Source organism: Bradyrhizobium sp. ERR14 (genome assembly GCF_014198235.1).
Taxonomy (GTDB): Bacteria; Pseudomonadota; Alphaproteobacteria; order Rhizobiales; family Xanthobacteraceae; genus Bradyrhizobium.
The window spans coordinates 339,814-351,010 of sequence record NZ_JACIHD010000003.1; the positions used below are offsets into that span (position 1 = coordinate 339,814).

General features: G+C 66.0%; 9 protein-coding genes. 8 read left to right on the top strand and 1 reads right to left on the bottom strand.

What is annotated here, in order from left to right; genetic code table 11:
* Nucleotides 1-140: 140 nt before the first annotated feature.
* Entirely contained in the window at nucleotides 141-1,040 is a 900-nt protein-coding gene (mutM, locus tag GGD62_RS11385; protein WP_183708525.1) for a bifunctional DNA-formamidopyrimidine glycosylase/DNA-(apurinic or apyrimidinic site) lyase, read from the bottom strand.
* An 81-nt stretch (nucleotides 1,041-1,121) separates the two neighbouring features.
* Here mutM and ubiE point away from each other — a divergent pair, with 81 nt between their 5' ends.
* The 8 genes from ubiE (at nucleotide 1,122) to GGD62_RS11425 (ending at nucleotide 11,075) form a co-directional block, all read left to right on the top strand.
* Nucleotides 1,122-1,883, top strand: coding sequence for a bifunctional demethylmenaquinone methyltransferase/2-methoxy-6-polyprenyl-1,4-benzoquinol methylase UbiE (ubiE, locus tag GGD62_RS11390; protein WP_179732606.1), 762 nt, complete (start codon nucleotides 1,122-1,124; stop codon nucleotides 1,881-1,883).
* Nucleotides 1,880-3,454 (top strand): 2-polyprenylphenol 6-hydroxylase, encoded by a 1,575-nt coding sequence (gene ubiB, locus GGD62_RS11395; RefSeq protein ID WP_183708527.1) that lies wholly within the window; start codon nucleotides 1,880-1,882, stop codon nucleotides 3,452-3,454. Before ubiE ends, ubiB begins: the two co-directional genes overlap by 4 nt.
* 72 nt (nucleotides 3,455-3,526) lie before the next feature.
* The gene (gene coaBC, locus GGD62_RS11400; protein WP_183708529.1) at nucleotides 3,527-4,978 is read left to right on the top strand and encodes a bifunctional phosphopantothenoylcysteine decarboxylase/phosphopantothenate--cysteine ligase CoaBC; all 1,452 of its coding nucleotides are present in this window, start codon (nucleotides 3,527-3,529) and stop codon (nucleotides 4,976-4,978) included.
* Nucleotides 4,975-5,433: a dUTP diphosphatase gene (gene dut, locus GGD62_RS11405; protein WP_179732601.1), complete on the top strand. Its 459-nt coding sequence runs from the start codon at nucleotides 4,975-4,977 to the stop codon at nucleotides 5,431-5,433. The genes coaBC and dut overlap by 4 nt, the downstream gene beginning before the upstream one ends.
* Before the next feature lie 362 nt (nucleotides 5,434-5,795).
* Nucleotides 5,796-8,300, top strand: a complete 2,505-nt coding sequence (locus GGD62_RS11410; protein WP_018323415.1) for a PAS domain-containing sensor histidine kinase — start codon at nucleotides 5,796-5,798, stop codon at nucleotides 8,298-8,300.
* On the top strand, nucleotides 8,297-9,829 hold the full coding sequence (tsaE, locus tag GGD62_RS11415) for a tRNA (adenosine(37)-N6)-threonylcarbamoyltransferase complex ATPase subunit type 1 TsaE (RefSeq protein ID WP_183708531.1): 1,533 nt from the start codon (nucleotides 8,297-8,299) through the stop codon (nucleotides 9,827-9,829). The genes GGD62_RS11410 and tsaE overlap by 4 nt, the downstream gene beginning before the upstream one ends.
* 86 nt (nucleotides 9,830-9,915) lie before the next feature.
* Entirely contained in the window at nucleotides 9,916-10,233 is a 318-nt protein-coding gene (locus GGD62_RS11420; protein ID WP_018323417.1) for a PilZ domain-containing protein, read from the top strand.
* Nucleotides 10,234-10,352: 119 nt separating this feature from the next.
* On the top strand, nucleotides 10,353-11,075 hold the full coding sequence (locus tag GGD62_RS11425) for a nucleotidyltransferase family protein (RefSeq protein ID WP_092251437.1): 723 nt from the start codon (nucleotides 10,353-10,355) through the stop codon (nucleotides 11,073-11,075).
* Nucleotides 11,076-11,197 lie beyond the last annotated feature (122 nt).

Sequence of the window (11,197 nt, forward strand, 5' to 3'; positions counted from 1 at the left end):
ATTGCTTCGCTTCGCGGTTTTTGTAGACACTCGATTTTCGCGTCGTAGCCCGGATGGAGCGCAGCGCAAATCCGGGAAGTCTCTCCGCGGTCACGCTGGACCCGGGATTTCGCTGCGCTCCATCCGGGCTACCGGCTACGTCACTTCTGACACTTCTGACACCAGAAGGTCGAGCGTCCGTTCTGCGTGAACCGCTTGACGGTGCCACCGCAGCCCGGCGTCGTGCATTTCTCGCCTTCGCGGTCGTAGACCTTGAACGAATGCTGGAAATAGCCGAGCTCGCCCGAGGTCTGACGATGGTCGCGCAAGGACGAGCCGCCGGCCTTGATGGCGTCGTTCAGCACCGTGTGGATCGCACTTACCAATCGCTTCGCATGATCGGTCGGCTCGCCGCCGCCAACGCCCTTGCGGCCCTTGGTCGCGAGCGTCGCCGCGATCCGGCGCGGCGACAGATGCGAGCGATGCAGGGCTTCGCAGACATAGATGTTGCCGAGCCCCGCCACCACGCGCTGGTCGAGCAGTGCGGCCTTCAGGCTGGTGGTCTTGCCTTCGCAGGACCGCGCCAGCATCGCGGCGTCGAATTCGTTGCCGAGCGGCTCGGGGCCGAGGTCGCGCAGCAGCGGCTCCTCCTCGAGTGCGTTACGTGCGATCACTTTCATGTAACCGAAGCGGCGCGGGTCGTTGAAGACGATGTCGGCGCCGGAAGACATCCGAAAGAGCACGTGGTCGTGCGTGGAGTCCTTACCCCTCGGATAGTGAAACTCGCCGGGAGCTGCCTCGTTGTCCGGCTTGATGACGCGGAACGAGCCCGACATGCCCAGATGCATCAAGAGCACATCGCCGGAGGCGAGATCGGCCATGAGATATTTTGCACGCCGGCCGAGCCCCGTGACGACCTGCCCCTGGAGCCGGGCCACGAAATCCGGCTGGAACGGAAAGCGCAGGTCCGGCCGGCGGGCCTCCGCCACCAGGATTTTCGCACCCTCCATCACAGGCTGAAGGCCGCGGCGGACGGTCTCGACTTCGGGCAATTCAGGCATGGTCAGGCATTCACCTTATGAGGGCGGTGTGATAGCGCCATTGCGGCGGGCGCGCTATGGTTCGCCCAGTGGAGTAGAGTAATGGATCGGCCGGGCGAAACCACGCATTTTGGCTTCAGGGACGTCCCCCTCGGGGACAAGCAGACGCTGGTGAACGATGTGTTTCACAGCGTGGCGTCGCGCTATGATTTGATGAACGATTTGATGTCCGGTGGCCTGCACCGGGTCTGGAAGGACATCATGATCACCGCGCTCGACCCGCCGAGGAGCGACCGGCCGTTCGCGCTGCTCGACGTCGCCGGCGGCACCGGCGACATCTCGTTCCGCGCCGCCAAAGCGGCGGGCACCGGCTTCCATGCCACCGTCTGCGACATCAACACCGACATGCTGGCGGTGGGCCGCGAGCGCGCCGCGAAGCGCCATCTCGACACCCGGGTCGATTTCGTCGAAGGCAATGCCGAAGCGCTCGCCTTCGCCGACCGCAGCTTCGACGCATATACGATCGCCTTCGGTATTCGCAACGTGCCCCGGATCGATCTGGCGCTGCGCGAGGCCCATCGCGTGCTGAGGCCCGGCAGCCGCTTCCTGTGCCTGGAATTCTCCACCGTCGAGATGCCCGGGCTCGACCGGATCTACGACCTGTTCTCGTTCAAGGTGATCCCGCCGCTCGGCCGGATGATCACGGGCGACGCCGAGTCCTACCAATATCTCGTCGAGTCCATCCGCAAGTTTCCGAAACCCAACGCCTTCGCCGACATGATCCGCGACGCCGGCTTCGCCCGCGTCAGCTGGCAGACCCTGTCCGGCGGCATCGTCGCACTGCATTCGGGCTGGCGTTTGTGATCTCTGCCTTCACCCACATTGCGCGCCTGATCCGCGCCGCGTTCGTGTTTGCGCGCGAGGGCGTGTTCGGCTCGGTCGATCCGAGCCTGGTGCCGCCGCCGGGACAGCTCGCTCTGAAGCTGGCGCGCCTGGTCGAACGGCGTGGCGTCAAGCACGGCCCGCGGATATCGCGCGCGCTGACGCGGATGGGCCCCGCCTATCTCAAGCTCGGACAATTCCTGGCCACACGCCCCGACGTCGTCGGCGTCATCATGGCGCGCGACCTCGAAAGTCTCCAGGACCGCCTGCCGCCGTTTCCGCAGGACGAAGCCGAAGCCGCGATCGCGACCTCGCTGGAGCGGCCGCTGAAGGACGTGTTTGTGAGCTTCGGCCCTCCCGTGGCGGCCGCCTCGATCGCGCAGGTGCATCGCGGCGAGGTCTTGCAAGCCGGCATCCGCAAGTCGGTCGCGGTCAAGGTGCTTCGGCCCAACGTCGCTACGCGCTTCCGCCGCGACCTCTCCGATTTCTTCTTCGTCGCGCACAAGGCCGAGGCTTATTCGGCCGAAGCGCGGCGCCTGCGCCTCATCGAGGTCATCAACACCATGTCGCGCTCGGTCGCGATGGAGATGGATCTGCGGCTGGAAGCTGCGGCGCTGTCGGAGATGGCAGAGAACACGCAGGGCGATCCTGATTTCCGCGTGCCGGCCGTGGACTGGGACCGCACCACGCACAACGTGCTGACGATGGAGTGGATCGACGGCATCGCGCTGAACGATCACAAGCGTCTGGCCGAATCGCAGGTCGACCTGCCCGATCTCGGCCGCAAGGTGATCCAGAGCTTCCTGCGGCACGCGCTGCGCGACGGCTTCTTCCATGCCGATATGCATCCGGGCAATCTGTTCCTGGATGACGCGGGGCGACTCGTCGCGGTCGATTTCGGCATCATGGGCCGGCTCGGCATGAAGGAGCGGCGCTTCCTCGCGGAAATCCTGCTCGGCTTCATCACCCGCGATTATCGCCGCGTCGCCGAGGTGCATTTCGAGGCGGGCTACGTGCCCGCACATCACTCGGTCGAGAACTTCGCGCAAGCGATTCGCGCCATCGGCGAGCCGATCCACAACCGCACGGCGGAAGAGATCTCGATGGCGCGGCTCTTGACGCTGCTGCTCGAGGTCACCGGCCTGTTCGACATGACCACGCGCCCCGAGCTGATCCTGCTCCAGAAGACCATGGTCGTGGTCGAAGGCGTGGCGCGCGGCTTCGATCCCAGACTCGACATCTGGAAGGTCGCCGACCCCGTGGTACGCGAATGGATCGAGCGCAATCTCGGTCCGATCGGCCGGGTGCAAGGCGCGCTCGCCGGGACCGGAGACATCGCGCGCGTGCTGATGCGCATGCCGGAAATCGCCGAGCGGTCCGTGAAGGTGCTCGAGCAGCTCGAGACCATGACACGGGAGGGCATCAGGCTGTCGCCCGAGAGCATCGCCGCGATGGGCCGCAGCGAGGGCCGCAAGAATCGCTGGCGCACTGTCGCGCTCTGGATCATCGCCGCGACCTTCATCGGGATCCTGATCGCCGTCCGGAATCTGTGATTGCCAAAAGCCTGATTGCATTGCAATCACGCGAGTGATAGCATCGCTATCATTTCGTGCTGGAGGGGCGTCATGGCAAGCCTGACCATCCGCAAGCTCGACGACGCCGTCAAAACCTATTTGCGGCTGCGCTCGGCCAAGAACCGCAGGTCGGTCGAGGAAGAGGTCCGGGTCATCCTGCGGGAGCTGATCGAGGGCCGCGAGGAGCCGCTGACGCCGTTTGCGGTACCGCCCGCGGCATCCTCCACCCCCGCACTCCAGCGCACCGGCGCCGTCCCCGAGGCCAGCGTCACCCTGATCATCGGCGGTGGCATCGCGGCCTACAAATCGCTCGACCTGATCCGAAGGCTGAAGGAGCGCCGCGTCGAGGTCCGCTGCGTCCTGACCAAGGCGGCCCAGCAATTCGTCACGCCGCTGGCGGTCAGCGCCCTCTCCCATGAGCGCGTCTATACCGACCTGTTCGACCCGCAGAGCGAGTTCGACGCCGGCCATATCAGGCTTGCGCGCGACTGCGACCTGATCGTGGTGGCGCCGGCGACCGCCGACCTGATGGCCAAGATGGCGAACGGCCATGCCGACGATCTCGCCAGCGCCATCCTGCTCGCGACCAACCGCAAGGTGCTGCTGGCACCGGCAATGAACCCGCTGATGTGGACCAATGCGGCGACGCGCCGCAACCTCACGCAGCTGCAGCGCGACGGCGTGGTGCTGATCGGACCCAATTCCGGCGAGATGGCCGAAGCAGGCGAAGCCGGTGTCGGCCGCATGTCGGAAGCGATCGAGATCGCCGCGGCTGCCGAGCGCCTGCTGCGACCGCCGGCGCCAAAGCCACTTGCCGGCAAGCGCGTGCTGATCACCGCAGGTCCCACCCACGAGCCGATCGATCCGGTGCGCTACATCGCCAACCGCTCCTCCGGCAAGCAGGGCTTTGCCATTGCCGCGGCCGCGCAGGCCGCCGGCGCCGAGGTGATTTTGGTCAGCGGTCCGGTCGACCTCAGCGATCCCCAAGGCGTCACCGTCAAGCACGTCGAATCGGCGCGGCAGATGCTGGAACAGGTGCAGGCCTCGCTTCCCGCCGACATCGCGATCTTTGCCGCCGCGGTCGCCGACTGGCGCGTTGCCAATGAAGGCGAGCAGAAGCTGAAGAAGACATCGGCCGGCATGCCGCCGCTTCAGCTGATCGAGAACCCCGATATCCTCGCCACGATCTCGAAGCTGACCGACAAGCGCCCGCCGCTGGTGATCGGCTTTGCCGCCGAGACCGAGCACCTCATCGACAACGCCAAGTCAAAACTGGCCCGCAAGGGCTGCGACTGGATCGTCGCCAACGACGTCTCGCCCGCCACCGGCGTGATGGGCGGCGACCGCAACACCGTGCATCTGATCAGTCGCAAGAATGGTGAGAAGGACGGCGAGATTGCAGTTGATTCCTGGCCGGTGATGACCAAGGAACAGGTCGCCATCGAACTGGTCGCGCATGTCGCACGAAGCGTGACCGACAAATCCCTGGAGCCGGCATCTTGAGCACGAAGGTCACTGTCGAACTGCAACGCCTGGCCCATGCGGAAGGCCTGCCAATGCCGGCCTATCAGACTACCGAGGCTGCCGGCCTCGATCTGATGGCGGCGGTGCCGGACAGCGAGCCGATGACGCTCGCCCCCGGCCAATATGCGCTGGTGCCGACGGGCCTTGCGATCGCATTGCCGGCCGGGCACGAGGCGCAGGTGCGACCGCGCTCGGGGCTTGCCGCCAAGCACGGCGTCACCGTGCTGAACTCGCCGGGCACGATCGACGCGGACTATCGCGGCGAGATCAAGGTGATCCTGATCAATCACGGCACAGCGCCGTTCGTGATCAAGCGCGGCGAGCGCATCGCCCAGATGGTGATCGCGCCCGTGGTGCAGGCCGCGCTGGTTCCGGTGGCCACATTGTCGGCCACCGATCGCGGCGCCGGCGGCTTCGGCTCGACGGGCCGCTAGTTCTTACCTCTCCCGCTTGCGGGAGAGGTCGACGCGCAGAGCGCGGCGGGTGAGGGCTCTCTCCTCTGGGGAGCGTCCCGTTGCGGAGATACCCTCTCCCCAACCCTCCCCCGCAAGCGGGGGAGGGAGCGCACCTGCTTCGTGGAAACGGCCCCCGCATCTCATCCGCTAACGCACGGCAGTTCCAGCCGAATCATCCGAAGATTTACGTGTGTTGGAACTCTTCACCCGGCATTTTTTTGGGGCCGCCTTTGCGTTCACGATCTGGACTCTTACCGCCGGAGTCGCGGTGAGGGTATTGTCGTTTGATTCGCGCGCGACGGGGGTCGCCGCGCGCAAATCTGTGCGATCTTGGGGCAACTATGTCAGGCGTGATCGTGTCGATGCGTCGGACGCTGCTGTCGTGCACATCGCTCGTGCGCAACGGCTTGTTGGGAGGCGCTCTTGCAGCGCTGCTGCCGGCTGCGCCGGCCGAGGCGGCCGACCTCATCGACACCCTCTCCATCATGCTGGATTTCAACCGGCAGGAACTCGCGGTGCTCGCCACCGCGCTGGCCTTGCTCGGCTTCTCGGTGGTGGCTGCGATTCTCTTGATGCGCACGCGCGTGCGTACGGCGAAGAACGAGGCGCGGCTGCGTGCCCGAATCGGAGAACTCCAGCTCCAGGCCGACCGCTTCGGCGCGCTGCTGTTCGCCGAGCCGCAGATCCTGATTTCCTGGCCGGCCGGCGATAATCGCGCGCAGATCTCCGGCGACATCTCCATGGTGTTGCCGCGCGACTCCTCGCCGCAACGCGTGCTCGCCTTCGGAACCTGGCTGCCGCCGGAACCCGCGCTCCAGATGGATCATGCCGTCGATGCGCTGCGTGACCGCGGCGACGGGTTCCAGCTGACACTGACCACCGCGCATGGCCACACGCTCGAGGCCATCGGCCGCGCCATCGGCGGCCAGGCCATTGTCCGGATTCGCGAGCTCTCGGGGCTCCGCCGCGATCTGGCCGAGACCAATCTGCGCTACAACGCGCTCTCCGACGAGACCGAGATGCTGCGCGGCTTTGCCGCCAACGCCCCCTGGCCGATCTGGGCCAAGGGCGAGAACGGCGCGCTGACCTACGCCAACCCCGCCTATGTCCGCGCGACCGAGGCGAACAACGTCACCGACGCGCAGGAGCGCAAGCTCGAGCTGCTCGACAGCGCCGATCGCACCGCGATGGAACGGGGACTGAAGGACACCGCCAATTTCAACGCGCGGCTGCCGATCGTGATCAGCGGCGAGCGCCGCATCTACGACGTGCGCGCGGTCAATGTCGGCAGCGGCAGCGTCGGCGTCGCCATCGACGCCAGCGAGGCGGATGCGCTCAGCTCGGCGCTGGTGCGGATGGCGGAGGCGCATCGCCGCACGCTCGACCAGCTCTCCTCCGGCGTTGCCGTGTTCGACGGTCAGCGTCGGCTGGCCTTCTACAACGATTCCTACCGCCGGCTGTGGGACCTCGACCGCACCTTCCTCGACGCCAATCCCGATGATTCCAGCGTGCTCGACCAGCTTCGCGCCGCGCGCAAGCTGCCGGAGCAGCCGGACTTCCGTGCCTGGAAATCCAAGCTGCACGAGGCCTATCGCGCGGTCGAGACCACCAAGGACACCTGGTACCTGCCCGACGGCCGCGCGCTCTCGGTCGTGACCACGCCGAACCCGGAAGGCGGCGTCACCTATCTGTTCGACGATGTCACCGAGAGCCTCGAGCTCGCCCGCCGCTTCGACGGCATGATCCGGGTCCAGCGCGAGACGCTGGACAGCCTCGCCGAGGGCGTCGCGGTGTTCGGCAGCAACGGCAAGGCGCAACTGTTCAACCCGGCCTTCGTCCGGATGTGGAAGCTGTCGAGCGATGCCATGCGCGACGAGCCGCACATCCAGACGGTGGAAGGCTGGTGCCATCAGCTGTTCGACGACCCCACGGTCTGGCGTCAGATCCGCGAGGCCGTCACCTCGATCGAGAGCCGCGCCGACGTGCCGCTGAAGCTGGAGCGCAAGGACGGCAGCGTGCTCGACGGCATGATCCGCCCGCTGCATGACGGCGCCACCATGCTGACGTTCCAGGACATCACCGACACCGAGAACGTCGAGCGCGCACTACGCGAGCGCAACGAGGCGCTGGAGGCTGCCGACCAGATGAAGGTGGATTTCGTCCACCACGTTTCCTACGAGCTGCGCTCGCCGCTCACCACCATCATCGGCTTCGCGCATTTCCTCAGCGATCCCTCGACCGGGCCGCTGACGCCGAAACAGGCCGAATATCTCGACTACGTCACCAAATCGACCAACGCGCTGCTGGCGCTGACCAACAACATCCTCGATCTCGCCACCATCGACGCCGGCGCGATGAAGCTGGAACTCGGCCCGGTCGACGTCAGCAAGACCATCGAGCTCGCGGCCGAAGGCATCCAGGACCGGCTCGCCACCGACCGCATCCGCCTCAAGGTCGAGATCGCGCCCGATGTCGGAAGCTTCGTCGGCGACGAGAAGCGCGTGGTGCAGGTGCTCTATAACCTCCTCGCCAACGCCGTCGGGTTTTCTCCACAGGATTCCACCGTCGGCATCAGCGCGCGCCGCACCGAACGCAGCGTGGTCTTCACTGTGACAGATTCCGGGCCTGGAATACCTGCCGACATGAAGGACAAGGTGTTCAACTGGTTTGAAAGCCGCTCGCAGGGCTCGCGTCACCGCGGCGCCGGGCTCGGCCTGTCGCTGGTGCGCTCCTTCGTCGAGCTGCATGGCGGCAAGGTGCGGGTGGATTCGATCGTCGGCCGGGGCACGGTCGTGATCTGCGACTTCCCGACCGACCAGGCGGCGCATCGCGACGCCGCCGAATGACAGAACCAACCGCATTCTCCGTCGCGCTTCACAACGAGACGGCCACCGCGCAATTGATGGCCGATCTCGCGCTGCTGGTCGGCCCCGGCGATGTCATTACGCTGACCGGCGATCTCGGCGCCGGCAAGACAGCTGCCGCCCGCGCGCTGATCCGCTACCTCGCCGGCGACGAGGAGCTGGAGGTGCCGAGCCCGACCTTCACCCTGGTGCAGGGCTATGAGCTGCCGCCGTTCCCGGTGATGCACGCCGATCTCTACCGCGTCGAGGACGAGAGCGAGCTCGAGGAGATCGGGCTGTCGCCCCTGCCCGATGCCACACTCGTCCTGATCGAATGGCCGGAGCGCGCGCCGTCGGCGATGCCACAGGATCGCATCGACATCGCGCTGACGCATCGCCCCGCATTGGGCTCGAACGCGCGCGCCGCCGACATCACCGGTCACGGCAAGAGCGCGGCCACGGTCGCGCGGCTGCAGGCATTGCGTGAATTCCTGGACGCAGCGGGCTACTTGGATGCGACGCGCAAGCGCATGGCGGGCGATGCCTCGACGCGCTCCTATGCGCGGCTGCTGCGCGACGGCGAGAGCGTCATCCTCATGAACTCTCCGCAGCGGCCAGATGGCGCGGCTATGTACAACGGGAAGTCCTACAGCGCCGCGGTGCATCTTGCGGAGAACATCAGGCCTTTCGTTGCCATGGACGAAGGCTTGCGCGTAGTCGGCGTCTCGGCGCCCGCGATCCACCATTACGATCTCGACCACGGCCTCCTGATCTCCGAGGATTTCGGCAGCGAAGGCGTAATCGAGGGCGACCCGCCACGCCCGATCGCCGAACGTTACGAAGCTGCGACCGACGTGCTGGCCGTGCTGCACGGCAAGACGCTGCCGGAAACATTGCCGCTGGCGGATCAGAGCTACGCCATTCCCCTCTTCGATACCGAGGCGCTGCTGATCGAGATCGGGTTGATGCCGGAATGGTACCTGCCCGATCGCAACGCGCCGCTGAGCGAAGAGAAGCGCGCCGAATTTTTCGCGATGTGGCGAGAGCTGCTGAAGAAGCCGCTGGCCGCGCCGAAGACGTGGATCATCCGCGACTATCACTCGCCCAATCTGATCTGGCTTGGCGATCGCACCGGCATCGCGCGCGTCGGCGTGATCGATTTCCAGGACACCGTGCTCGGTCCGCAATCCTACGACGTGGTGTCGCTGCTCCAGGACGCCCGCATCGACGTGCCCGAAAGCCTCGAGCTGACGCTGCTGTCGCGCTACATCAAGGCGCGGCGCGCTGGCGATGCCGGCTTCGATCCGGCCGGTTTCGCCGAGCTCTACGCGATCATGTCGGCACAGCGAAACACGCGGCTGCTCGGCACCTTCGCCCGCCTCAACCGCCGCGATGGCAAGCCGCATTATTTGCGTCACCAGCCGCGGATCTGGACCTATCTCCAGCGCTCGCTGGCGCATCCCGCGCTGAGCTCTTTGCGCGACTGGTATCTCGCCAACGTCCCGTCGCCCCAAAGGCCGCCAAAGGCTTGATTCGGGGCCCGATTTACCAGCTGTTAGCCAAGACGCCGGTATTCTGGCGGCCAGGCAGCCGGATCATTACGGGCTGGAGCGGGCAGATGGCGGTAAAGACGGACCAGCGCGGCAACAGCCGGGTCGTTTTCGAGCGCGGGATCTCGGCCCAGATGATGGGGATCGACGGCACCTGGCGGCGCGACTGCACCATGGAGGACGTCTCCGAGACCGGCGCCAAGCTGACCATCGACGGCTCGGTCGAGGGCCTCCATCTGAAGGAGTTCTTTCTGCTGCTGTCGTCCACCGGACTTGCGTACCGGCGTTGCGAGCTGGCCTGGGTCAATGGCGACCAAATCGGGGTCAATTTCCTCAAGCTCGGCGACAAGAAGAAAAAGGCGCGTTCCACAGCCGTCGGGGCATGATGGCAACACCCGTCGTACAACCGTCACGGCGGGTGGCTAAGGCGGTTGAGATGCGGTGCGGCTGATCGAACCTCGTGTTAGGATTGCTGCGAACGCGAAAAGGTCTGAGAAAGCGAAGGATGTCCGTCAAACCGACCAAAGCCATGGTGCTCGCTGCAGGGTTTGGCCTGCGCATGCGTCCCCTGACGGACAGGATGCCGAAGCCGATGGTGCCGGTGGCCGGCCAGCCGCTGCTCGACCACGTGCTCGACAAGCTCGGCCAGGCGGGCGTGACCGAGGCCGTGGTCAACGTGCATTACCTGCCGGACCAGATCATCGATCACGTCGCATCGCGCCAGCTTCCGCGCGTGACAATTTCTGACGAGCGCGACCAGGTGCTCGGCACCGGCGGTGGCGTGGTCAAGGCGCTGCCGCTGCTCGGCGACGCGCCGTTCTTCCACGTCAATTCCGACACGCTCTGGATCGACGGCGTGCGCTCCAATTTGACGCGGCTTGCCGAAAATTTCGACCCCGCGCGCATGGACATCCTGCTGCTGATGGCGCCGACCGCAACCAGCATCGGCTACGGCGGTCGCGGCGACTACGGCATGCTGCCCGACGGCGCCCTGCGCAAGCGCAAGGAAAAGGAGGTCGTTCCGTTCGTCTATGCCGGCGCTGCGATCCTGTCGCCGTCGATCTTCGAAGGCGCGCCGCAGGGCGAGTTCTCGCTGACAAAAATGTTCGACCGCGCCAACGAGCAGGAGCGGCTGTTCGGCCTCCGCCTCGACGGCGTCTGGATGCATGTCGGCACGCCCGACGCCGTGCACGCCGCGGAAGAGGCGTTTCTGGAGAGCGTGGCGTAGGGCCGGTCCCGAACGCGGTGCCGTAGGGTGGGCAAAGCGACTTGTCCGCCGTAGCTCGAAGAGCGAAGGCGGAAGCGTGCCCACGGATTCAAGCGATGAAAGTCGGTGAGAGACGCGTGGGC

Bases quoted from the DNA above. Each gene is read 5' to 3' on its own strand.
- GGD62_RS11410 (WP_018323415.1), top strand. From the start codon at position 5,796: ATGTCAGGCGTGATCGTGTCGATGCGTCGGACGCTGCTGTCGTGCACA.
- GGD62_RS11425 (WP_092251437.1), top strand. From the start codon at position 10,353: ATGTCCGTCAAACCGACCAAAGCCATGGTGCTCGCTGCAGGGTTTGGC.
- tsaE (WP_183708531.1), top strand. From the start codon at position 8,297: ATGACAGAACCAACCGCATTCTCCGTCGCGCTTCACAACGAGACGGCC.
- mutM (WP_183708525.1), bottom strand. From the start codon at position 1,040: ATGCCTGAATTGCCCGAAGTCGAGACCGTCCGCCGCGGCCTTCAGCCT.
- coaBC (WP_183708529.1), top strand. From the start codon at position 3,527: ATGGCAAGCCTGACCATCCGCAAGCTCGACGACGCCGTCAAAACCTAT.
- GGD62_RS11420 (WP_018323417.1), top strand. From the start codon at position 9,916: ATGGCGGTAAAGACGGACCAGCGCGGCAACAGCCGGGTCGTTTTCGAG.
- ubiE (WP_179732606.1), top strand. From the start codon at position 1,122: ATGGATCGGCCGGGCGAAACCACGCATTTTGGCTTCAGGGACGTCCCC.